The sequence below is a fragment of the Streptomyces sp. NPDC039424 genome (genome assembly GCF_055639495.1).
Genome location: NZ_JBVKAI010000003.1, coordinates 206,908 through 228,681, shown reverse-complemented (window position 1 = coordinate 228,681; position 21,774 = coordinate 206,908). Strand labels below are relative to the sequence as shown.

Annotated in this window: 20 protein-coding genes and 1 riboswitch; of the genes, 4 read left to right on the top strand and 16 right to left on the bottom strand. The window is 70.2% G+C overall.

All coding sequences use genetic code 11. The annotated features are described in order from the left end of the window. Positions 1-100: 100 nt before the first annotated feature. Positions 101-631 (top strand): PadR family transcriptional regulator, encoded by a 531-nt coding sequence (locus ACZ7L0_RS09260; protein WP_471241808.1) that lies wholly within the window; start codon positions 101-103, stop codon positions 629-631. Here the strand turns inward: ACZ7L0_RS09260 and ACZ7L0_RS09255 are convergent. The 5 genes from ACZ7L0_RS09255 to ACZ7L0_RS09235 all read right to left on the bottom strand — a co-directional run bounded on the left by ACZ7L0_RS09255 (position 619) and on the right by ACZ7L0_RS09235 (position 5,958). Further along, positions 619-1,809, bottom strand: a complete 1,191-nt coding sequence (locus ACZ7L0_RS09255) for a hypothetical protein (RefSeq protein ID WP_471241807.1) — start codon at positions 1,807-1,809, stop codon at positions 619-621. The genes ACZ7L0_RS09260 and ACZ7L0_RS09255 overlap by 13 nt on opposite strands. A 30-nt stretch (positions 1,810-1,839) precedes the next feature. Continuing rightward, a complete protein-coding gene (locus tag ACZ7L0_RS09250; protein WP_471241806.1) occupies positions 1,840-2,853 on the bottom strand; it encodes a C40 family peptidase in 1,014 nt (337 codons plus the stop codon). Between the two features lie 245 nt (positions 2,854-3,098). Then, the gene (locus ACZ7L0_RS09245) at positions 3,099-4,130 is read right to left on the bottom strand and encodes a C40 family peptidase (RefSeq protein ID WP_471241805.1); all 1,032 of its coding nucleotides are present in this window, start codon (positions 4,128-4,130) and stop codon (positions 3,099-3,101) included. Between the two features lie 212 nt (positions 4,131-4,342). Beyond that, a complete protein-coding gene (locus ACZ7L0_RS09240; protein ID WP_471241804.1) occupies positions 4,343-5,686 on the bottom strand; it encodes an NYN domain-containing protein in 1,344 nt (447 codons plus the stop codon). A 32-nt stretch (positions 5,687-5,718) separates the two neighbouring features. Then, positions 5,719-5,958 (bottom strand): hypothetical protein, encoded by a 240-nt coding sequence (locus ACZ7L0_RS09235; RefSeq protein ID WP_389140449.1) that lies wholly within the window; start codon positions 5,956-5,958, stop codon positions 5,719-5,721. Between the two features lie 155 nt (positions 5,959-6,113). Between ACZ7L0_RS09235 and ACZ7L0_RS09230 the strand changes: the two genes are divergently transcribed. After that, positions 6,114-6,875 carry a rhomboid family intramembrane serine protease gene (locus ACZ7L0_RS09230; protein WP_471241803.1) on the top strand — a complete coding sequence of 254 codons (762 nt, stop codon included), beginning with the start codon at positions 6,114-6,116 and terminating at the stop codon, positions 6,873-6,875. Continuing rightward, positions 6,872-7,153 (top strand): Lrp/AsnC family transcriptional regulator, encoded by a 282-nt coding sequence (locus ACZ7L0_RS09225; RefSeq protein WP_471241802.1) that lies wholly within the window; start codon positions 6,872-6,874, stop codon positions 7,151-7,153. The genes ACZ7L0_RS09230 and ACZ7L0_RS09225 overlap by 4 nt, the downstream gene beginning before the upstream one ends. A gap of 12 nt (positions 7,154-7,165) precedes the next feature. Here the strand turns inward: ACZ7L0_RS09225 and ACZ7L0_RS09220 are convergent, their stop codons facing one another. From ACZ7L0_RS09220 to ctaE, 7 genes are all read right to left on the bottom strand, one after another. Beyond that, positions 7,166-9,421: a protein kinase domain-containing protein gene (locus ACZ7L0_RS09220; RefSeq protein ID WP_471241801.1), complete on the bottom strand. Its 2,256-nt coding sequence runs from the start codon at positions 9,419-9,421 to the stop codon at positions 7,166-7,168. A 75-nt stretch (positions 9,422-9,496) separates the two neighbouring features. Beyond that, positions 9,497-10,858, bottom strand: a complete 1,362-nt coding sequence (locus ACZ7L0_RS09215; protein WP_471241800.1) for an aminotransferase class V-fold PLP-dependent enzyme — start codon at positions 10,856-10,858, stop codon at positions 9,497-9,499. Positions 10,859-11,039: 181 nt separating this feature from the next. Then, positions 11,040-11,156: riboswitch (SAM riboswitch) on the bottom strand. 76 nt (positions 11,157-11,232) lie between these two features. After that, positions 11,233-12,297 carry an anthranilate phosphoribosyltransferase gene (gene trpD, locus ACZ7L0_RS09210; protein ID WP_471241799.1) on the bottom strand — a complete coding sequence of 355 codons (1,065 nt, stop codon included), beginning with the start codon at positions 12,295-12,297 and terminating at the stop codon, positions 11,233-11,235. Positions 12,298-12,418: 121 nt separating this feature from the next. Further along, on the bottom strand, positions 12,419-14,080 hold the full coding sequence (qcrB, locus tag ACZ7L0_RS09205) for a cytochrome bc1 complex cytochrome b subunit (protein WP_471241798.1): 1,662 nt from the start codon (positions 14,078-14,080) through the stop codon (positions 12,419-12,421). After that, positions 14,077-15,135 (bottom strand): cytochrome bc1 complex Rieske iron-sulfur subunit, encoded by a 1,059-nt coding sequence (gene qcrA, locus ACZ7L0_RS09200; RefSeq protein WP_471241797.1) that lies wholly within the window; start codon positions 15,133-15,135, stop codon positions 14,077-14,079. Before qcrA ends, qcrB begins: the two co-directional genes overlap by 4 nt. Next, positions 15,132-15,944: a cytochrome bc1 complex diheme cytochrome c subunit gene (gene qcrC / locus ACZ7L0_RS09195; RefSeq protein ID WP_471241796.1), complete on the bottom strand. Its 813-nt coding sequence runs from the start codon at positions 15,942-15,944 to the stop codon at positions 15,132-15,134. Before qcrC ends, qcrA begins: the two co-directional genes overlap by 4 nt. A gap of 62 nt (positions 15,945-16,006) precedes the next feature. After that, a complete protein-coding gene (ctaE, locus tag ACZ7L0_RS09190) occupies positions 16,007-16,627 on the bottom strand; it encodes an aa3-type cytochrome oxidase subunit III (RefSeq protein ID WP_471241795.1) in 621 nt (206 codons plus the stop codon). Positions 16,628-16,814: 187 nt separating this feature from the next. Here ctaE and ACZ7L0_RS09185 point away from each other — a divergent pair, with 187 nt between their 5' ends. Then, complete coding sequence (locus ACZ7L0_RS09185; RefSeq protein WP_471241794.1) at positions 16,815-17,216, top strand: response regulator; 402 nt, start codon at positions 16,815-16,817, stop codon at positions 17,214-17,216. A gap of 26 nt (positions 17,217-17,242) precedes the next feature. Here the strand turns inward: ACZ7L0_RS09185 and ACZ7L0_RS09180 are convergent, their stop codons facing one another. The 4 genes from ACZ7L0_RS09180 to ctaC all read right to left on the bottom strand — a co-directional run bounded on the left by ACZ7L0_RS09180 (position 17,243) and on the right by ctaC (position 21,733). Then, positions 17,243-18,502 (bottom strand): L,D-transpeptidase, encoded by a 1,260-nt coding sequence (locus ACZ7L0_RS09180; RefSeq protein WP_471241793.1) that lies wholly within the window; start codon positions 18,500-18,502, stop codon positions 17,243-17,245. A gap of 146 nt (positions 18,503-18,648) precedes the next feature. Further along, positions 18,649-19,047, bottom strand: a complete 399-nt coding sequence (locus tag ACZ7L0_RS09175) for a cytochrome c oxidase subunit 4 (protein WP_361132450.1) — start codon at positions 19,045-19,047, stop codon at positions 18,649-18,651. Then, positions 19,044-20,777, bottom strand: coding sequence for an aa3-type cytochrome oxidase subunit I (gene ctaD / locus ACZ7L0_RS09170; RefSeq protein WP_471241792.1), 1,734 nt, complete (start codon positions 20,775-20,777; stop codon positions 19,044-19,046). Before ctaD ends, ACZ7L0_RS09175 begins: the two co-directional genes overlap by 4 nt. Then, positions 20,774-21,733 (bottom strand): aa3-type cytochrome oxidase subunit II, encoded by a 960-nt coding sequence (gene ctaC, locus ACZ7L0_RS09165; protein WP_471241791.1) that lies wholly within the window; start codon positions 21,731-21,733, stop codon positions 20,774-20,776. The genes ctaD and ctaC overlap by 4 nt, the downstream gene beginning before the upstream one ends. Between the last annotated feature and the right edge of the window lie 41 nt (positions 21,734-21,774).

Here is a 21,774-nt window from a genome sequence, read left to right as displayed (position 1 = left end):
CCCTTGATACGCGTGATGCGCGGCTGCCCGGCTACATCTAATCGAGGTAGCTCGAAAAGAGGTAGCATCGGAGGACCATGTCCGCAAGGAGGGGATCCGCGTGCTGGAGCTGTCGATCCTGGGCTTCCTGGCCGGGGAGCCGTTGCACGGCTACGAACTGAAGGAACGCATCGCTGCGCTGACCGGCCATGTCCGCCCGGTCAGCGACGGCGCCCTCTACCCGGCGATCAACCGGCTGGTCACCGCGGGCCTGCTCGACCAGCGCACGGAGGACGGGACGAGCGCCGCCCCGCGCCGGGTGCTGTCCCTCACCGAGGCGGGCCGCGCGGAGCTGCTGGAGCGGCTCAGGCACCCCAAGCGGACGGAGATCTCCGACCAGGTGCGCTTCAACACGGTCCTGGCCTTCCTCAGGCACCTGCCGGACCGGGCTGAACAGGCCGCCGTGCTCCGCCGGCGGCTCGACTTCCTGGAGACCCCGGCGAGCTTCTTCTACCGGGACGGGCGGCCCGTACGGGCGGAGGAGACCGAGGACCTGTTCCGGCAGGGCATGCTGCGGGTCGCCCGGGCCACCGGCGAGGCGGAGCGCGGATGGCTGCGCGAGGCCATCGGCCTGCTGTCTCAGCCGAGTTGAGTCCTGAGATAGTCCTGCCACTGCCGGGTGAACTCCCCCGGCGCCGTGCCGAGCACCCGTTTCATGGCGTCCTCGACCGCGCCCGCCCGCTTGTCGTGCGCGCCGACGGCCCGGTAGAACTCGCCGAGCCGGACCTCTCCCCAGCGGTCGGCGATCATCCGGCAGGCCAGCCAGCCGCCCTCGTACGCCCGGGCGAGGTCGACGGCGTCGGTGCTGAACCCGAAGTCCTTGTCGGCGGGCAGCTGCGCCGGGACACGGCCCTGCTGGACCGACCGCGCCAGCTCCGGGGCGGCCTCCTCGGGCGTACGGCCCGTACCGAGGTAGCCGATCCAGTCGGCGTACCCCTCGGAGAGCCACAGCGGGGTGGCGGCGCCGGTGTGGGCGCGGGTGGCCACATGGGTGGTCTCGTGGGTGAGCACGACCTGTTTGCCCACGTCCCCGAGGACGGCGTACGCCTCCGGGTTGACGATGACCCGGTCGGCGGGCGTCCGCCCCGGGCCTCCGGCCTCGCCGGTGGTGACCGCGGCGATGCCCCGGTAGGAGGAGGCGGGCGAGCCGAGCAGTCCCGCCATGCCCTCCAGGGACTTCGGTACGAGCACCACGACCCGCCGCGACCAGCCCGTGCCCCACTCCCGCGACACGGCCGGCACCGCGCGGTCGGCGAGCCGCGTGTAGCCGCGCAGCGCGTCGCCGGACTGCCCGACCCCGAGCACCAGGCTGTGCTCGCCCCGCACGGCCGCCACCGTGCCCTGGTCCCACAGTTGCTGCCCGGCCTTCTCGGCGGGCCGGTCGGAGGCGACGTACCACTGCCCGTCGGCGGTCCGCCTGAGCGTGAGCGTGCGGTCGGCGGTGACGGGCGCCTTGTCGTAGCCCCGGACCCGGTAGCGCAGTTCGGCGTCGGCGGTGGCGGTGGCGCCGCCGCGGTGCAGGCCGGTCACCCGGTAGGCCCAGGACGCCAGCGGCACCGCGCGCAGCTGCTCGTACTGGGCGCGGCTGCCCGTGGCGCCGTACGCCGTCTCGTCGTGCCCCAGCAGCGCCGCCGCCCGGCGGTCGAGCACACGCTGCACCTCGGCCTTGGCCGAGTCGGTCCCGGACTGCCCGGCGCACCCGGTCAGGGAGGCGAGCAGCAGACAGAGCCCCACCACGGAGGAGCGCCACGCCCGTCTACAGCCAGCCACTTTCCGATCGTACGGCTCGCCGGGGACGAGTCAGGGCCGGGTGACGGAGGCGACCGGCATCATCCCGATCGCGTCGTAGCGCACCGGCGCACCGGGGTGGGGCGCGTGGATCACCCGGCCGTTGCCCGCGTAGATGGCGACATGACTGCCGTCGGAGTGGTAGAGGACCAGGTCACCAGGCCGGACCTGGGACAGCGGGATCGGCCGGCCGGCGTACCGCTGTTCCTGCGAGGTGCGCGGCAGCTGGATCCCGGCGTGCGCGTACGACCACTGCATCAGGCCCGAACAGTCGAAGGCGGAAGGCCCGTTGGCGCCCCAGATGTAGGGGCGGCCCAGGGCGGAGCGGGCGGCGGCGACGGCCGCGGCGGCACGCGGGTCCGGGGGGATCATGTCGGCGAGGCCGGGGACCGCGGGGCGGCCGGAGCGGGAGGCACGCTCGTAGGCGGCGCGCTCGGCGGGCGGCAGGGAGTTGAGCAGCTTCCGGGCTTTGGCGAGCTTCTCCTCCACGGTTCCCTTGTGGGAGACGACGTCCTTGCGGCTCCTCTCCAGCTCGGCGAGCTTCCCGGACGCCTCGGACCGCTCCTGGGCGAGTTCGCGCAGCACCGACCGGAGTTGCCGGAGCCGGCCGGCCTGGCGGTCGTCGATCCGGTCGAGGGTCGCGGCCTTGTCGAGGTAGTCGTCCGGGTCGTCGGCGAAGAGCAGGGCGGCGGCCGGGGCGATGCCGCCGGAGCGGTACTGGGCGCCGGCCAGCGGACCGAGCTCCTCACGCAGGGAGTTGACGCGCTGCTGCTGCCGGGCGATCCGGTCCTGGGCGTCGATGACCTGCGCGCGCAGCCCGTCGGCGCGCTCGTCGGCCAGGTTGTACGCCTCGGTCGCCCGCTCGGCCTCCCGGTAGAGCCGTTCGACCTCGGCAGGGGTGTCGGCGTGCGGTACGGCGCTCGCCGGGGCGGCGCCGAGCGCGGCGGCCGCGGTGGACAGCACGCACAGGGCGGCACTGGCGCCCCGGTCGAACCCGGACGGTGCAAGGCGGCGATGGGACCCCACGGGAAACCGCGCTCCTTCCGCTGGCGGACACGGACCGTCTCCCGGAGGCCGGGGCGGGGGTTCCGCCCCGGCGGCCGGGGAAACGCGCCAGACAGTAGCCGCGCGGACACGCACCGGCCAAAAGACCTCGGCGGGCACACAAACCCGGCGCCCCGCCGCTGACGCAGGTCACCGGCGGGGCGTGGAGTAGGTTCCGGCCGCCGCGATTCGCCCGTTCGGACGGTACGGCGGGGTGTTCCAGAGCGTCAGATGCGCACGCCGAACTGGAACGGCATGTTGTTGATCGACTCGTAGCGCACCACGGCGCCGGTGTGCGGGGCGTGCAGCACCTGGCCGTTGCCGGCGTAGAGGCCGACGTGGTGGTAGTCGCCGTAGAAGATGACGAGGTCGCCGACCTGGAGCTGGCTCATCGAGAGGTGGGTGCCGGCGTTGGCCTGGGCCTCGGAGGTGCGCGGGATGGAGACGCCGGCCTGGGCGTAGGCCCAGGAGGTCAGGCCCGAGCAGTCGAAGGAGGACGGGCCGGAGGCGCCGTAGACGTAGGGCGAGCCGATCTTGCTCTGGGCGGCGGAGAAGGCCGCGGCGGCCCGGCCGGAGGCGGAGCTGTCGTCGCCGAGGTCCACACGCTCGGTGGAGGAGCGGTTGGCGCGCTCCTGCTTGGCGGCGAGGTCCGCCTTCTCCTTGGCCGTCAGGGTGTTGAGCAGCTTCTGCGCCTCGGCGAGCTTGCCCTGGACTTCCTTCTTCTTCTTGCCCAGCTCGGTGCGGGTGGAGGCGAGGTCCTTGAGCTTCTCGGTGGCCTCGGACCGCTCCTGGGCGAGTTCGCGCTGTTTGTCCTGAATCTTCTTCAGGGACTCGACCTGCTGGCTGCTCAACTGGTCGAGCGTGGAGGCCTTGTCCAGGTAGTCGTCCGGGTCGGACGAGAGGAAGAGCTGGACGGAGGGGTCTATCCCGCCGGTGCGGTACTGGGCGGTGGCCATCGAACCCAGGCCGTCGCGCAGCTTGTTGAGCTCCTCCTGGCCGCGGGCGACATTGTCCTGGATCGTGGAGATTTCCTTCTGCAGCTTCTGCTGCTTCTCCTTGGCCCCGTTGTACTTCTCGGTGGCCTGCTCCGCTTCCTCGTAGAGCTTGTCGACCTTGGCCTTCACCTCGCTCTTGCTCAGCTTCTCGCTGGGCGCGGCGTTGGCGGCGTTCGCGCTGAGCGCGACAGCGGCGGCGGCTGCGGTGGTCAGCACGGTGACACGCGTGCGACTGGGCTGCTTGGGTCGACGATGGGACGCCACGGAGGCGAACTCCTTCTCGTGAGTGATCACCCGCTAGGAGGTTCGAGCCCAGACCCTAGTGACCCTCTTGTGATCAGATCAAATCCTCACACTAAAAAACCTCGTCACGCAATGCATTCTTTGCACAGAACTCACATGCGGTGATGCGCGCTTGACGCTACGTTGCGTGACAGTTCCGCCAATTCGGGCATTAAACCCGTACGTTGGTGCTTTCAGGACAGTCGCTTGAGAAGTACCGCAGAAGCGACCGGACGCGCGCCCGCGCGTGCGACCCCGTCGGCCACCTCGCGGTCGGTCGAGGCGACGATGACCGGGCGGCCGGGCGGCTCCGCGCGCACCAGCTGGCGAATGAGCTCGTCCGCCGTGACACCCGGCTTGGAGAACAGCACGCGTACACCCCTCGGCGGCGCCAGCAGCACCGGCGCGGCCAGTTCGGCCCCGTCGAAGACGCACGTCACCTCGGCGCCGGTCTGCGCGGCGAGCTGGGAGAGCTGGCCGAGCAGCCTGAGGCGCTGCTTCTCCAGCGGCATCTGCGGATAGCCGGTCTTGGTGACGTTGTAGCCGTCGACCACCAAGTGCGCCTGGGGCAGGGCGAGAAGCTGGTCCAGGATGGCGGGGTCGTGCTCGGACAGGGCCCGGGCTGCGATGTCCTTCGGGGTCATTCGTCCCGGTTCGACCGCATCCACGGTCTCCGCCGGCCGCACCGACACGGGGGGCAACGCCAGCTCCCGGCGCAGCCCTTGGGCCGCCTCCAGCATGGTGTCGAGCAGCAGCCGCACCCGCATGTCCTCGACGCTGCGTCCCTCGCGGGCGGCCCGGCGGGTGGCCTCCAGCGCGGACTCGGCCTCACCCAGGCGCGCCTTGAGCCGCCGGGTCTCGCTCTCCGCCGCGGACAGCTGGGCGTGCCCCTCGGTACGCACGGCCTCGATCTCGCCCTGCACCTTGCGCAGCGCCGCCTCACCGCGCTTGACGTCACTGAGGGCGGCACGGAGCTTGCGGTGCAGCGATTCCGCTTCCTTCTTGGCGGCGTCCAGCTCGACGCGCAGCCGCTCGGTCTCGGCCCGGGTCTGTTCACGGGCCCGGTCGAGCTCCTCGCGCAGCCGCTCCAGCTCGGCGCGGCTCTCCTCGCCGGCCCGCTCGGCGTCCGCCCGCTGGGCCTCCTCGCCGGCCGCGGCCACCAGCTTCACCCAGCCCGTGGGGCGCAGTACGTAGGCCGCGGCCGCCACGTCGAGCGGATCCGCGGCCGGGGGCGGCGAGCCGGAGTCGAGGGCGCCGGAGAGCTCCGGCTGGGCCTCTCTGAGCTTCTCTCCGATGCGCTGGCGGAACACCGGATCGGTCTCCAGCGCCGCCGCCATGGCGTTGCCGGCGAACTTGGCACGGCGATTGGGGGCGAACCGGGCGTACTGCCTGAGCTGTGCGGGCAGTTCGGCGACCGTCAGCCCGCCGAAGCCGTCCGAGACGATCTGCACGACCCGTCGGCGCACCCCGTCGGGCAGCGGACGGTCAAGCACCTCGGCGGTGCCGTCGCCCGGCCCCCCGCCCGTGGTCTCCACCATCCGTCACACCCCACTACAAGTGCGTCGCTCCTTCAGGAGTCGGCGCCCGGCCTGTCCACGAGTTCCACCTGGTCCACCGCGTTGCACCAGCGGCAGCGCACCGACTCGATGGTCTCACTGACCACCTCGCGCTCCTCCACCTTGGGCTCACCGGCGAGGTCGAGGTGGACGTACTCGACGACCTTCGACGAGCGGGTCACGTCGAAGCGGGTGAGGTTGCCACAGAGGGTGCAGCGCCACCGGGTCTCGGCGGTCGGCAGGGGAACCGGCATCGTGACTGTTCGCTTCCTTCTAGTGTCCGTGACGCATCGTCTACGCGACGCGTGTGGCTCGTAACCCTACGGCCTGGCGGGTCCTCGCCGCCCGTGTGTCCACGGCGGCGAGGCGGTCTGTTCGGTTGCGTCCCGTTACGTCATGCTCTGTGTTCATGATCAGCAACTGGGGCGCGGTGGCCGGCAGGACCTTCAGGACGGTCCGGGACTCCTCGGCGCCGGTGACGTACGCCCTGCTCGGCCTGTGCTGCCTGCTCTTCGTGCTCGGCCCGGCGGCCGGGCTCAGTGCGGCGTACGGCTCCGGCGACGAGCTGCTCGCCGCGCAGCGGGCCTACTTCCGGCGCTGGGGCGTGATCCCGGCGGAGCTGTTCGACGGGCCGGCCCGGACGGCCCTCACCCCGGCCACGGCGCTGTTCGTGCACGGCAGCTGGGTGCATCTGCTGGGCAACATGCTCTTCCTCTACGTCTTCGGGGCGATGACCGAGGAACGGATGGGCCGCGTGCAGTTCACCCTCTTCTACGTCGGCTGCGGCTACCTGGCGCTGCTCGGCTACGCCGCCGCCAACGCCGCCTCCGAGCAGTCCCTGGTCGGGGCCTCCGGGGCGATCTCGGCGGTCCTCGGCGCGTTCCTCTACCTGTTCCCCGGCGCCCGTGTCACCAGTCTCCTCCCCTTCCTGTTCTTCCTCCCCCTGCGCTTCCCCGCCTGGGTCGTCCTGCCCTTCTGGGCCGCCCTCCAGTGGCTGGCGGCGGGCCGCGCCCCGCACGGCCCGGGCGTGGCCTACCTGGCCCACCTGGTCGGCTTCGGCCTGGGCTTCGTCTTCGCGTGGCTGCGCTTCGGGCGGCCTGCCGGATCGGGGCGGCCCACTAGAGTTGAGGCCGCCCCAGCTCCGGCCCCCGAGGGAGAGAAACAGCCGTGATCACCGCGATCGTGCTCATCAAGACCAGCGTGGACCGGATCCCCGAGATCGCGGAGGCGATCGCCGCGCTGGACAGCGTCAGCGAGGTCTTCTCGGTCACCGGTACCTACGATCTGATCGCCATGGTCCGGGTGCGGCAGCACGAGGATCTGGCCGAGATCATCCCCGGCCGGATCAGCAAGATCCCCGGCGTGGAGGCCACCGACACGCACGTGGCGTTCCGTACCTACTCCCAGCACGACCTGGAGGCCGCGTTCGCCATCGGGCTGGACAACTAGCGTTCCGCGCCCTCAGACGCCCAGGTCGATCGCCGCGATGCCGGTGGCCGAGGGGAGATAGAGCCGGCGGCCGGCCACCAGCGGGGTGTGCTGGTCCTCGCCGGGGGCGTGGCCGAGAAAGGCGCTCCAGCGTTTTCGGCCGTCCAGGCCGAGCGCCCAGACCCGGTCGTCGCCGCGCACGTAGACGGTGGTGCCGGACGCCGTCGCCCAGGGGTGTCCGCCCACGGCCAGGTCGTACGACCACACGGTGGCCCCGTCGGCGGCCCGCACCGCGTACACCCGGCCCGCCTCGGTGGCGACCGCCAGGGACCGGCCCGCGGGGACCAGGGGCCCGTCGCTGGCGGCCTTCTTCGTCCACAGCCGCTTGCCGTCCCGTGCCCGGAAGCCGCTGCGGGACCCGGCGGTGGCCGCGATCAGGGTGGTGCCGGCCAGCACCGGGCTGTCGATGTCGATACCGGCCGGGACCGCCCACTTCCGGGAGCCGTCCCCCGCGTCCAGGGCGACCAGCCGGTCGCCGAAGGAGCCCGTGTAGACCACGCCGTCCGCGACGAGCGGTAAGCCGTTGGGGCCCGCGGGCGTGGTCGCCGTCCAGCGCGTGCTGCCGTCGGCGGCGATCCGCCCGAGCCCGCCCGTGTCCGCGTCGCCCAGGGCGACGAGCACGTCCTCGCCGAGCCGGACGGGGTTGCCGTAGCCGTGCTCGCCGAGGGTCCGGCTCCACTTCGGGGTGCCGGAGAGGTCCACGGCGTGCAGCCGGCGCAGCTCGTGGTCGTGGTCCCACGCCACGCAGAAGACCGCTTCCCGGGTCGCCACCGGCGTCGAGACGTCGTCGCCGAGCTTCACCTTCCAGCGCTTGGCGCCGGTGCGGGAGACGGCGTGCAGGGTGCCGTTGGAGGCGCCGACGTAGACCACGGACCCGTCCGGGGACGGGGCGGCACAGGGGCCGTTCAGCCCGCCGATGGTGCCGACGTCGTACTGCCAGCGCAGCACGGCGGGCTCGGCGGTGTCCCCCGCGCCCGCCGGAGTCGCCGTCGGTGAGACCCCCCGCCTCCCCGAGCCCCCGCCCCCGTCCCGCGAGGCCCGCTGCCACAGCCACTCCCCGACCCCCGCCCCCGCGACGGCCACCGCACTCCCCACCGCGACCCGCAACACCCGCCGCCGCCCCGGAGCGACGGCACCGGCAGGACGGGGACCGGACACCGTAGGGGCGGCGCCGACCAGATCGCCCCCGGAAACACCGGAGGCGTCAGCCCCCGCGGGGTCGGGCGTGGCGGGCCACGGGCCGGTGGTATCCGTGCTGGTCGGTGGGGGACCCGGCGTGGCACCGCTCCCGGTCAAGGGGGCGGCGTACTCCACGCCGCTGGCCGGATCCCCCGGGCGCCGTTCGGGGACCCAGCGTCCCTCGTCGCCGGTGGGCGGGGTGCCGTACCAGCCCGGACGCACGCTGGTTCGCAGCGACCGCGCCGTGTGGCAGGCCGCGGTCACCACCTCGGCCGGTGTCGGCCGCTCCAGCGGGTCCTCCCGCAGACAGGCCTCCACCAGGGGCCGTATCCCGGCCGGCACCCCGGACAGGTCGAAGTCGCGGGTCAGGATGCGCAGCAGGATCACCGAGTCCTGGCCCTCGCCGAAGGGTTCGCGGCCCGCCGCCGCGTACGCGAGCACCGCGCCCAGCGAGAAGACGTCGCTCGGCGGCCCCACCTGGCCGCCGTTGCGGATCTGCTCGGGCGAGACATAGCCGACCGAGCCGACGACCGCGCCGGTCCGGGTCAGGGCGGTCGCCTCCAGGGCCCGTACGATCCCGAAGTCGATGACCCGGGGCCCGTCCGGCGCCAGCAGGATGTTGGAGGGCTTCAGGTCGCGGTGGACCATGCCCTTGGCGTGGATCGCCGCCAGCGCCTCGCCCAGCGCGCCCGCGAGGACCCCCACGGCCGGCTCGGGCAGCGCGCCGCCGTCCAGCACCGCGTCCCGCAGGTTCGGCCCGTCGACGAACTCCGTGGCCATCCAAGGCCGTTCGGCCTCCGTGTCGGCGTCGACGACCCGCGCGGTGTAGGTGCCCACGCCGCCGACGGTCCGCGCGGCCCGCACCTCGTGGCGGAACCGCGCCCGGAAGGTGTGGTCCTGGGCGTGCTCGGCCCGCACCACCTTCACCGCGAGCCGCAGCCGCGTCCGCGACTCGGCGAGGTACACCTCGCCCATGCCGCCCGCGCCCAGTCTGCCCAGGACCTCGTAGGGTCCGATCCGCCGCGGATCCGCCGCGCGCAGCGCCTCCACCCCGTGTCCCCCCGTCCAGCGTCCGGCTGCCCGAGGGGAGCGTATACGGCGGTGGTGCCGGGGATCAGTACGGGATCAGACGGCGGGCACGCAGCGCCCGTCCTCGGTCCGGTACCGCCACTTGGCGCCGTCCCGGACCAGTTCCCGCACCGCGTCGACGAACCGCTCCACGTGCTCGTCCGGCGTCCCCGCCCCGAAGCTGACCCGGATGGCGTTGAGCGACTTCTCGCCGGGCGCGGCCTCGGGGGCGCCGCACTCGCCCTGGGTCTGCGGGTCGCTGCCGAGCAGGGTGCGGACCAGCGGGTGGGCGCAGAACAGGCCGTCGCGGACGCCGATGCCGTACTCGGCGGACAGGGCGGCGGCGAAGTGGGAGCTGTTCCAGCCCTCGACGACGAAGGAGAGCACCCCGACGCGGGGGGCGTCGTCACCGAAGAGGGAGAGGACCCTGACCTCCGGGACCTCGGCGAGTCCCGCCCGCACCTTCTCGATCAGGTACCGCTCACGGGCGACCAGGGTGTCGAACCCGGCCTCGGTGAGGGCCTTGCAGGCGGCGGCGATGGAGTAGGCGCCGATGACGTTGGGCGAACCGGCCTCGTGGCGGGCGGCGGTGTCGTGCCACTCGACGTCCACTCCCCCGTCCGCGCGCCGGGTGACCTTGCGGCTGGCGCCGCCGCCCGCGAGGTACGGCTCGGCCGCGCGCAGCCAGTCGGCACGGCCGGCCAGGACGCCGGAGCCGAAGGGGGCGTACAGCTTGTGGCCGGAGAAGGCCACCCAGTCGACGTCGAGGTCGCGGACGGAGACCGGGTGGTGCGGGGCCAGCTGGGCGGCGTCCAGCACGATCCGGGCGCCGTGCGCGTGGGCGGCGGCGGCCAGTTCGCGGACGGGCCACAGCTCGCCGGTGACGTTCGAGGCGCCGGTGACGCAGACCAGGGCCGGGCCGTAGGGGTCGCGGTCGGCGAGGGCCCGCTCCAGCGTCTCGACCGCCTGCCGCGGGGTGCGCGGGGCGTCGAGGTAGGTGACCCGTGCGTCCTTCCAGGGCAGCAGCGAGGCGTGGTGCTCGGTCTCGAAGACGAAGACCTGGCAGTCGGCGGGCAGCGCGGCGGCGAGCAGGTTCAGGGAGTCGGTGGTGGACCGGGTGAAGACCACCTGGTCGGCCGCGCGGCAGTCGAGGAACTCCGCGACGGTCTTCCGGGCGTTCTCGAAGAGGTCGGTGGACAGCTGGGAGAGGTAGCCGGCGCCCCGGTGGACGCTGCCGTAGTACGGGGCGTACGCGGCCACGTCGTCCCAGACCCGCTGGAGCGCGGGGGCGCTGGCCGCGTAGTCGAGCGCGGCGTAGGTGACCTCGCCGCCCGTGACGAGCGGGACGGTGACGTCCCGGCCCAGAACGGGCAGCGGGGCACAGACGGACTGGTCGGCGGCAACGGTGGACACGGACATGACGGAACTCCCGTACGAGGCAGGCGGATTCTCCACGCGAGCGGGCACGGCTCAAGCGCGGTGAAGGTGAAAAGGGGGATGCGGAGGCGGGGCTCTGCGGCCCTATCGCATTCGCTTGCTCACGGAAGGCTCCCTCGAACGACCAGGACCCCTGGCTGTATCCACTCGAGAGAGTGCGAGGGGTCCGCGCTTGCCGTAGACCTCGCTGCCTACGGCCCGGTCTTCACCCGGGGCACCCCGCCACGGACGGAGGGTTGCCGGACAGTCGGCCGGGGCCTCATGACTGTCGCTCATGACCTGGAAAGGAACGTACGTGAACTGATCGCGGTCCCGCAACCCGTGTCCGCATCGCGGGACCGCCCCTCCGGAAGCCGCTACGCGTTGCTGGCGGCCACCCAGCGCTCGAGGGTCCGCTTGGCCGCGCCCGAGTCGATGGACTCGGCCGCCTTCCGCATCCCGGCGCGGATCTGCTCGGCCAGGGGCGCGTCGGTCGGCTCCAGGGCGACCAGGGCCGCCGCCGAGTTCAGCAGGACGGCGTCCCGTACCGGGCCCGTCTCGCCGTCGAGGAGTTTGCGCGCGACCTCCGCGTTGTACGACGCGTCGGCGCCCCGCAGGGCCTCCACGGGGACCAGTTCGAGGCCGACGTCGCGCGGGTCGAAGGTCTCCTCGGTGACCTTGCCGTCCCGGACGATCCACACCCGGGAGGTGGCGGTGGTCGTCAGCTCGTCGAGGCCGTCGTCGCCGCGGAAGACCAGGGAGGAGTTGCCGCGCTCGGCGAAGACACCCGCGACGATCGGCGCCATGCGCGGGTCCGCGACCCCCACCGCCTGGGCCCGCACCCGGGCGGGGTTGGTCAGCGGGCCGAGGGCGTTGAAGACCGTGCGGATGCCCAACTGGCCGCGCGCGGCGCCCGCGTGACGCAGCGCCGGATGGAACTTCACCGCGAAGCAGAAGGTGATCCCGGCCTCCTCGGCGACCTCCGGAACGCGCTTCAGCGGCAGCTCCAGATTGACGCCCAGCTTCTCCAGGACGTCGGACGCCCCGGACGCGGAGGACGCGGCCCGGTTGCCGTGCTTGACGACCTTCGCGCCGGTGCCGGCGACGACGATCGAGGACATGGTGGAGATGTTGACGGTCTTCGCGCCGTCGCCGCCCGTACCGACGATGTCGACGGTCCGCCCGGGCACCTCGATCACGTTCGCGTGCTCGTACATCGTGCGGACGAGCCCGTTGATCTCCGCGACGGTCTCGCCCTTGGCCCGCAGTGCCACCACGAACCCGGCGATCTGCGCATCGGTCGCCTCGCCGCGCATGATCAGGTCCATCGCCCAGGCGGTGTCGTCGGCGGCCAGGTCCCGGCCGGCCAGCAGTCCGTTCAGCAGGGCGGGCCAGGAACGGCCCGCCGCGGTGTCGCCTCCAGCGGGGGTCACAGCGCTCATCAGCCGCTCCTGGGTCGTAGACACGTACAAGCTGACTCCACCCTATCCAGCCCCGGGCACGGCGAAGGGCCCCGTCCGAACACCGGACGGGGCCCTTGCCGTGGCGTGGCGTGCGCAGCGATCAGTGGTGGCCGTGGCCGCTCGTGATCTCCTTGTACTCCTCGACGGTCGGCTTCGGGATCTGGGATTCCTCGCCGTAGTAGGCGCCGCTGAGCTTGGCGCGCAGCTTCTCCGTGCCCTTCACCTTGCGCTCGACACCGTTCTCGTCGACCGTCGGGCCGATCTCGGCCGGCTTGTACTGGTGGTGGGCCGTGAGCGTGTGCAGCTGCTCCTGGCTGAGCGGCTCGTGGATCTCGATGAACTCACCGTGCGGCAGGCGCTTGATGATGCCGGTCTCGCGACCGTGCAGCACCTTCTCCCGGTCCCGGCGCTGCAGGCCGAGGCAGATCCGCTTGGTGACGATGAACGCGATGACCGGTCCGGCGAAGAAGAAGATCCGGACGAACCAGGTGACGGCGTTGATGGACAGCTGGAAGTGGGTGGCGAACAGGTCGTTGCCACCGCCCACCAGGCCGACCATGTACACGGTGACCCAGGCGGCGCCGAACGCGGTACGCGTCGGGGCGTTGCGCGGGCGGTCCAGGATGTGGTGCTCGCTCTTGTCGCCGGTGACCCAGGACTCGATGAAGGGGTAGAGCGCGATCGCCGCCAGCACGAGACCGAAGAGCACCAGCGGGATGAACACGCCCAGGACGAGCGTGTGGCCCCAGAAGTTGATCTCCCAGCCCGGCATGTAGCGGACCAGACCCTCGGCGAAGCCCATGTACCAGTCGGGCTGGGCGCCGGTGGACACCTGGTCGGGCCGGTAGGGGCCCATGGCCCAGATCGGGTTGATCTGGGTCACCGCGGCGATGCCCGCGATCACACCGAAGACCAGGAAGAAGAAGCCTCCGGCCTTGGCCATGTACACCGGCAGCAGCGGCATGCCGACGACGTTCTCGTTGGTCTTTCCGGGGCCCGCGAACTGCGTGTGCTTGTGGTAGAAGACCAGGATCAGGTGGCCCACCACCAGGCCGAGCATGATGCCCGGCAGCAGCAGGATGTGGATCGAGTAGAACCGGGCGACGAAGTCGTGGCCGGGGAACTCACCGCCGAAGAGGAAGTACGAGATGTACGTGCCGACGATCGGCATGGACAGGATCGCGCCCTCGGTGAAGCGGACACCGGTGCCGGAGAGCAGGTCGTCCGGGAGCGAGTAACCGGTGAAGCCGGTGAACATGCCCAGGACGAACAGCAGGAAGCCGAACAGCCAGTTGATCTCACGCGGCTTGCGGAACGCGCCGGTGAAGAACACGCGCATCATGTGCACGAACATGCCGGCGAGGAAGATCAGCGCGGCCCAGTGGTGGATCTGCCGGATGAGCAGACCACCGCGCACGTCGAAGGAGATGTGCAGGGTCGAGTTGAACGCCTCGGACATCAGCTGGCCCTGCAGCGGGACGTAGCTGCCGTGGTACTCCACCTCGTTCATCGACGGGTGGAAGAACAGCGTCAGGTACACACCCGTGAGGATGATGATGAGGAAGCTGTACAGGCAGACTTCGCCCAACATGAACGACCAGTGGTCGGGGAAAATCTTGCGCATGTTGGCCTTGGCCAGGGAGTAGATCCCGAGCCGGCCGTCGGCCCAGTCGGCGACGCGCTCGCCGGCCGGTGCCTTCCCGCGGGTGCGGCCCGCCGCGTCAGCGGCCGAGCCGTGCGATTCGTTCGGTGCAGTACTCATCCACGCTCCCAGAATGCAGGACCGACGGGCTCCTCGAAGTCGCCGAGCGCCTGGAGGTAACCCTCGTCGTTCACGCCGATGCGGAGCTGGGGCAGGGCGTGACCGGCGGGGCCGAAGATCACTCGGGCACCGTCGGAGAGGTCGAAGGTGGACTGGTGGCACGGGCACAGTACGTGGTGCGTCTGCTGCTCGTACAGCGAGATCGGGCAACCGACGTGGGTGCAGATCTTCGAGTACGCGACGATGCCCTCGTGCGACCACTCGAGCTCGCGCTTGTCCTTGATGTTGTCCGGCTGGAGCCGGATGATCATCAGGGCCGCCTTGGCGATCTCGTTCTGGAACTCCTCGTCGGTCTCCTCCAGGCCCTGGGGCTTGGCGAAGGTGAGCGAGCCGACCTGGACGTCCTCGGGACGCAGCGGCTCGTCGGTGTTCATGTTGACGAGCAGCTTGCCCTTGGCCCACAGCGTGTGGCGCAGCGAGGTACCGGGCAGCGGGCCGAGGTCGCGCAGCAGCACGACGCCGGAGAGCGGCACCAGCGTCAGCGCGCCGAGCATCGTGTTGCGGATCAGCTTGCGGCGGCCGATCGCCGACTCCTTGGCACCCAGCTTGAAGTCCGCGTGGACCTTCGCACGGACCTCGGGCGAGGCCGAGATCGGGTGACGCTCGTCGGCGACCTCCACGTCGGACATCAGGGTGCGGGCCCAGTGGACCGCGCCCGCGCCGATGCAGAACAGCGCCGTGCCCAGGGTCAGGCCCAGCGCGAAGTTCAGCGCGTTGATGTGCCCGATCGGGAAGACGAAGATCGACTTGTCGTGCGGGATCGCCACGTAGGAGGCGATGAAGCCGATGGTGGCCAGCATCGACACCGTGAACAGCAGGGCGACCACACGCTCGGACCGCTTGGCGGCCCGCTCGTCGATGTCCTGGATCCGGTGCTCGTGCGGGGGCAGCCCCGGGTCGGCGAACGGGTTCTTCTCGTCCGCCACGCCCACGGCGCCGTGCGTGGTGTCCTGCTCGGCAGGCAGGTTCTCTTCTGGAATGTCTTGGCTACTCATGACTTCTTGGCCTTTGCGGTCCGAGCGGCGACCCAGACGGCGACCGCGATCAGTGCGCCCAGTCCGAAGATCCACGCGAACAGACCCTCGCTGACCGGCCCGAGGCCGCCCAGCTCCAGACCGCCGGGGTTCTCCGTCTCATCGCTGTTGACCGCGTTCAGGTACGCGATGATGTCCTTCTTGTTCTTCTCCGTCATCGTGGTGTCGGGGAAGGACGGCATGTTCTGCGGGCCGGTCTGCATGGCCTCGTAGATGTGCTTGGGGTCGACGCCCTCCAGGGACGGGGCGTACTTGCCCTTGGTGAGCGCACCACCCTTGCCGGTGAAGTTGTGGCACTGCGCGCAGTTGGTGCGGAACAGCTCACCACCCTCGGCGATGTCCCCGTCGCTCGGGTCGTACTGCGACTTGGTCGGCACGCTCGGACCGGCACCCAGCGAGGAGATGAACGCGGCCAGCTGGTCGATCTGGGCCTGGGTGTAGATGGTCTTCTTGCGCGGGACCTGCGCGCCCTCGGAGGTGGCGGCCGGCATACGGCCGGTGCCGACCTGGAAGTCGACGGCCGCGGCGCCCACGCCCACCAGGCTCGGCCCGTCGGAGGTGCCCTGGCCACCGGTGCCGTGGCAGCTGGCGCAGCCGACCGAGTAGAGCTTCTTGCCCTCCTCGATGGTCAGGGACTGGGAGGTGTCATCGGCCTGCGCCTTGCTCGCGGGCGCGAACGCGGCGTACAGCCCCCCAGTGGCCGCCAGCGCGAGGAGTAGGACGACGACCGCCGCCAGCGGATGGCGTCGTCGTGCGGAGAGCTTTTTCACGGATTACCCCGGTGTCAGGATCTTCTGCGTCGATGCTTCTGGATGTGCGGGAGCGGTCCCGGCTACTTGATCAAATAGATCGTGGCGAAGAGGCCGATCCAGACGACGTCGACGAAGTGCCAGTAGTAGGACACGACGATCGCGGCGGTCGCCTGCTCGTGCGTGAACCTCTTCGCCGCGTAGGTGCGGCCGAGGACCAGCAGGAAGGCGATGAGACCGCCGGTCACGTGCAAGCCGTGGAAACCGGTGGTCAGGTAGAACACCGAACCGTACGGATCGGAGGAGAGCGAGAGCCCGTCCTTCTTCACCAGCTCGGTGTACTCGAAGATCTGGCCGCCGATGAAGATCGCACCCATCACGAAGGTGACGATGAACCAGCCCCGGAGCTTCTTCACGTCACCGCGCTCGGCCGCGAACACGCCGAGCTGGCAGGTGAGCGAGGAGAGCACCAGGATCGTGGTGTTCGTCGCCGAGAACGGAAGGTTCAGCGCGTGCGCCATTTCCTTCCAGTGATCGGGACCCGTCACCGATCGCAGGGTGAAGTACATCGCGAAGAGGGCCGCGAAGAACATCAGCTCGGAGCTCAGCCAGATGATGGTTCCGACGCTGGTGAGGTTCGGCCGGTTGACCGACGGGTGCGCGTGCCCGGTTTCTACTGTCGTTGCTGTCGCCACGACCGACATTATGTCGGTCCCTTATCTGGCCCTCACTCCCGGGGGTGCCGTTCGGAGTGTTCGCAGCGTGTGGAGTGCCCGTATGGCCCATCGAAGGGCTGTTCCAACCAGTGTTGAGGGGGTGCTCCAGGGGGTAGCATCCGGCGCATCGGTCCTGTTCGTACGACGGCGTACGTCCCTGTGTATCGGAGGAACAATGCAGCCGACCGCCACGGTGCTGGTCTACAGCGACGACTCCAACACCCGCGAGCAGGTCCGGCTCGCCACCGGACGCCGGCCGGCTCCGGACGCCCCCGTGGTGGAGTTCGTGGAGTGCGCGACCCCCGACGCCGTCCTCAGGGAGCTGGACAAGGGCGGGATCGACGTCTGCGTGCTGGACGGCGAGGCCGTGCCCATGGGGGGCATGGGGCTCTGCCGGCAGATCAAGGACGAGGTCTTCAACTGCCCGCCGGTGCTCGTGCTCATGGGACGGCCCCAGGACGCCTGGCTGGCCACGTGGAGCCGGGCCGACGCGGCGGTGACCCTGCCGGTCGACCCCGTCGAGTTCGCGGCGGCGCTGGCCGCTCTGCTGCGCGGGAGGAAGCTGGTGGGCGCCTGACAGCTCGGGGCGCCCACGGACAGGCCTCACACCGCCGTCGGCTGCAGCCTCAGCGCGTCCTGAGGTGCCGGACCCGCCGGCTTGCCGTTGGTCAGGGCGCTGCCGGTGCGCCATTTCGCCCAGTCGACGTTCCAGTCGCCGAAGCCGTTGCCGAAGGGCTCCATCAGGTCGCCGTTGGAGTTGACGACCTTGACGAGGTCGCCCGGGTGGAACGTGTCGAAGAACCACTCGGCGTTGGACGTGTTCATGCCGGTGCAGCCGTGGCTGACGTTCTCGTAGCCCTGGGAGCCGACGGACCAGGGGGCGGCGTGGACGTACTCGCCGGACCAGGTGACGCGGGTGGCGTAGTAGACCGGGAGGTCGTAGGAGTCCGAACTGCCTTCGGCGATGCCGACGGTGGTACCGCGCATGCGTACGAAGTACTGCTTCTCCAGGACGACCTTGACGCCGTTGCGGGTCTCGAAGCCGGGTTTGCCGGTGGTGACGGGGATCTCGTTGATCACCTCACCGTTCCGGTAGACCGTCATGTGGTGCGATGACGCGTCCGTGACCGCCTCGATCCGGTCGCCGATGGTGAGCGTCAGGGGCTTGGCCGTACCGCCCCAGAGGCGGTCGCTGATCTTGATGCCGTCCAGGTTGCTGTGCACCTGGAGGGTGGCGTGCGCGGGCCAGTAGTCCTTGGGGCGGTAGTGCAGCTCCTTGTCGCTCACCCAGTACCAGGAGCCGTCCACGGCCGAGGTGGAGTCGACCTTGAGGGCGCGTTCGACGACGGCCCGCTGCGCCTTGTCCTTGACCGCCTGGTTCAGTTTCGCCGTGATGGGCTGGCCGACCCCGTACGTGCCCGCGTCCGGCCCGAAGGTGACGTCCAGGCGCTTCTTGGCGGTGGGCTTGCCGGTGTCGAAGGTGAGGGTCTTGCGGCCGGGGGCGCCGTGATCGTCCTCCGTGCTGATCCGCACCGTGTAGTGGGCGCCGGCGGCCAGCGGAGAGGTGCTGTGCCAGCGGCTGCCGTCGGCGGAGAGTTCGCCCGCCACATAGCGTCCCGTGGCGTCCACGGCGGTGACGTCCGTGATGCGCCCGTCGCCCTGTGCGGCGACTTCGAGGGGCTTGTCCGGGTCGGCCTTCTTGCGTGCGTCCGTGGGGCCGCTGAAGGTGATCTGGTCCGCCGCGTCGTACGGCTTGTCCGCCAGGGGGTTGCCGGACGAACTGCAGGCGGTGACGCCCGCGCCGAGGGCGGCCACCAGCAGGGCGCAGCTGACGACGGTGCGGGTGCGCGGAGAGGTGCTCATGTGCTCACGCTAGAGAGCTTCGTCAACCAGAGCGCGCTGGGTCACTCGGACGAGGGAGGCGTCGTACGCCAACGGCGGGAGCCCGGACCTCCTGACGGAGTGTCCGGGCTCCCGGTGCGCTCGGCGCGTGCTACAGCGTGTGTGTACTACTGGGTGCGGTTCTCACCGTGGTAGTACTCGAAGACCCAGCCGAACAGGCCGATCATGATGATCGGCGCCGAGAAGTACAGCAGCCACCAGCCGACCGCGACACCGAGGAAGGCCAGCGCGCCACCGACACCGAGGGCGAGCGGCTGCCAGCTGTGCGGGCTGAAGAAGCCCAGCTCGCCCGCGTCGTCCGCGACGTCGGCCTCCTTGTCGTCCTGCGCACCCGCGTCGACCCTCCGGGCGGTGAAGCCCAGGTAGAAGCCGATCATGATGCACAGGCCGAAGGCCAGGAAGAGCGCCGTGGTACCGGCCGGCTCCTTCGACCACACGCCGTACACGACGGCCATGATCAGGACGAAGAAGCTCAGCCAGATGAACATCCGGCCCTGGATCTTCACTTGCCGGCCTCCTTGCTGCCCGCGATGGCGCTGCTGCCGTGACCGGCGTGCTCCAGCTGCTCGAGTGCGGCGATCTCGGGGTGGTGCAGGTCGAACGCCGGGGATTCACTGCGGATCCGCGGCAGGGTGAGGAAGTTGTGCCGCGGCGGCGGGCAGGACGTCGCCCATTCGAGCGAACGGCCGTAGCCCCACGGGTCGTCGACGCCGACCGGCTTGCCGTACTTGGCCGTCTTCCACACGTTGTAGAGGAACGGCAGTATCGACAGGCCGAGCACGAACGAGCTGATCGTCGAGATCGTGTTCAGGGCGGTGAAGCCGTCGGCGGCCAGGTAGTCCGCGTAACGGCGCGGCATGCCCTCGGCACCCAGCCAGTGCTGGACCAGGAAGGTGCCGTGGAAGCCGACGAACAGCGTCCAGAAGGTGATCTTGCCGAGGCGCTCGTCGAGCATCTTGCCGGTGAACTTCGGCCACCAGAAGTGGAAGCCGGAGAACATCGCGAAGACGACGGTGCCGAAGACGACGTAGTGGAAGTGCGCCACCACGAAGTACGAGTCCGAGACGTGGAAGTCCATCGGCGGCGAGGCCAGGATGACACCGGTCAGACCACCGAACGTGAAGGTGATCAGGAAGCCGGTGGCCCACAGCATCGGGGTCTCGAAGGACAGGCTGCCCTTCCACATGGTGCCGATCCAGTTGAAGAACTTCACCCCGGTCGGGACCGCGATCAGGAAGGTCATGAAGGAGAAGAACGGCAGCAGCACGCCACCGGTGACGTACATGTGGTGCGCCCACACCGTCACGGACAGACCGGCGATCGAGATCGTCGCGGCGATCAGACCCATGTAGCCGAACATCGGCTTCCGGGAGAAGACCGGGATCACTTCGCTGATGATGCCGAAGAACGGCAGGGCGATGATGTACACCTCTGGATGGCCGAAGAACCAGAAGAGGTGCTGCCACAGGAGTGATCCGCCGTTGGCGGCGTCGAAGACATGGGCGCCGAACTTGCGGTCCGCCTCCAGGGCGAACAGCGCGGCGGCCAGCACCGGGAAGGCCAGCAGGACCAGGACACCGGTCAGCAGCACGTTCCAGGTGAAGATCGGCATGCGGAACATGGTCATGCCCGGTGCGCGCATGCAGATGATCGTGGTGATGAAGTTGACCGAGCCGAGGATGGTGCCGAAGCCGGAGAAGGCCAGACCCATGATCCACATGTCGGCGCCGATGCCGGGGCTGCGGATCGCGTCCGACAGCGGGGCGTAGGCGAACCAGCCGAAGTCGGCCGCACCCTGCGGGGTGAGGAAGCCGGCCACCGCGATCAGCGAGCCGAACAGGTACAGCCAGTAGGCGAACATGTTCAGCCGCGGGAAGGCCACGTCCGGCGCGCCGATCTGCAGCGGCATGATCCAGTTCGTGAAGCCGGCGAACAGCGGCGTCGCGAACATCAGCAGCATGATCGTGCCGTGCATCGTGAACGCCTGGTTGAACTGCTCGTTCGAGATGATCTGCTCGCCCGGCCGGGCGAGCTCGGCGCGCATGAGCAGAGCCATGACGCCGCCGATCAGGAAGAAGGCGAACGACGTCACGAGGTAGAGCGTCCCGATCGTCTTGTGGTCGGTGGTCGTCAGCCACTTCACCACGACGTTGCCGGGCTGCTTGCGCCTGACCGGCAGCTCGTTCTCGTAAGAGTCAGCCGCCGCGGCACCCTGGGGTTCGTTGAGGATGCTCACAGGTTGTTCGTCTCCCGGTTCTTCTCGTGGCTCGTCTGCGCGATGCCGGCGGGAATGTAACCGGTCTGCCCCTTCTTGACGAGGTCCTTGAGGTGCTGCTCGTAGCGCTCCGGGGAGACGACCTTCACGTTGAACAGCATCCGGGAGTGGTCGACGCCGCAGAGCTCGGCGCACTTGCCCCTGAAGGTGCCCTCCTGGTTGGGAGTCACCTGGAAGGCGTTGGTGTGGCCCGGGATGACGTCCTGCTTCATCAGGAACGGCAGCACCCAGAAGGAGTGGATGACGTCACGCGAGGTGAGGACGAAGCGGACCGTCTTGCCCTTGGGCAGCCACAGCGTCGGACCGGGGTTGCCGGTCTGCGGGTTCCGCGTGCCCGGCGTACCGACGTCGTAGACACCGCCGGCGTTCGCCGGGAAGGCGTCCTTGAACCGGTTCGGAATGGCGTCCAGGTTCGCGTTCGTCTTGGCGTCACCGGTGGAACCGGGGACGTTCTCGATGTAGTTGAAGCCCCAGCTCCACTGGAAGCCGACCACGTTGACCGTGACATCGGGCTTCTTGGAGAGGTCCAGGAGCTTCGACTCGTCCCGTGCCGTGAAGTAGAACAGCACCGAGATGATGATGATCGGGACCACCGTGTACAGCGCCTCGATGGGCATGTTGTACCGGGTCTGCGGAGGTACCTCGACCTTGGTGCGGCTGCGCCGGTGGAACATGGCGCTCCACAGGATCAGGCCCCACACCAGCACGCCGACGGCGAGCGCGGCAGCCCAGGAGCCCTGCCACAGGGAGAGGATCCGCGGAGCCTCTTCCGTGGTCGGGGTGGGCATACCAAGGCGGGGGAAGTCCTTGTATGTGCAACCGGTTGCGGTCGCCAGGACCAGGCCCGCGGTCATTGCCTGCAGCAGCTTCCGCCGCATCGGGCGCCGCGGCGAGCGGTCGGAGCCGTTGGGACTCACGTAGCGCCTTCCCGAGAGTCTCGCCCGCGCTGGTTGGCTGC

Excerpts from the sequence above, each read along its gene's own strand:
- ACZ7L0_RS09240 (WP_471241804.1), bottom strand. The coding sequence starts at position 5,686 with ATGGTGGAGACCACGGGCGGGGGGCCGGGCGACGGCACCGCCGAGGTG.
- ACZ7L0_RS09235 (WP_389140449.1), bottom strand. The coding sequence starts at position 5,958 with ATGCCGGTTCCCCTGCCGACCGCCGAGACCCGGTGGCGCTGCACCCTC.
- ACZ7L0_RS09230 (WP_471241803.1), top strand. The coding sequence starts at position 6,114 with ATGATCAGCAACTGGGGCGCGGTGGCCGGCAGGACCTTCAGGACGGTC.
- ACZ7L0_RS09215 (WP_471241800.1), bottom strand. The coding sequence starts at position 10,858 with ATGTCCGTGTCCACCGTTGCCGCCGACCAGTCCGTCTGTGCCCCGCTG.
- trpD (WP_471241799.1), bottom strand. The coding sequence starts at position 12,297 with ATGAGCGCTGTGACCCCCGCTGGAGGCGACACCGCGGCGGGCCGTTCC.
- qcrB (WP_471241798.1), bottom strand. The coding sequence starts at position 14,080 with ATGAGTACTGCACCGAACGAATCGCACGGCTCGGCCGCTGACGCGGCG.
- qcrA (WP_471241797.1), bottom strand. The coding sequence starts at position 15,135 with ATGAGTAGCCAAGACATTCCAGAAGAGAACCTGCCTGCCGAGCAGGAC.
- ctaE (WP_471241795.1), bottom strand. The coding sequence starts at position 16,627 with ATGTCGGTCGTGGCGACAGCAACGACAGTAGAAACCGGGCACGCGCAC.
- ACZ7L0_RS09185 (WP_471241794.1), top strand. The coding sequence starts at position 16,815 with ATGCAGCCGACCGCCACGGTGCTGGTCTACAGCGACGACTCCAACACC.
- ACZ7L0_RS09180 (WP_471241793.1), bottom strand. The coding sequence starts at position 18,502 with ATGAGCACCTCTCCGCGCACCCGCACCGTCGTCAGCTGCGCCCTGCTG.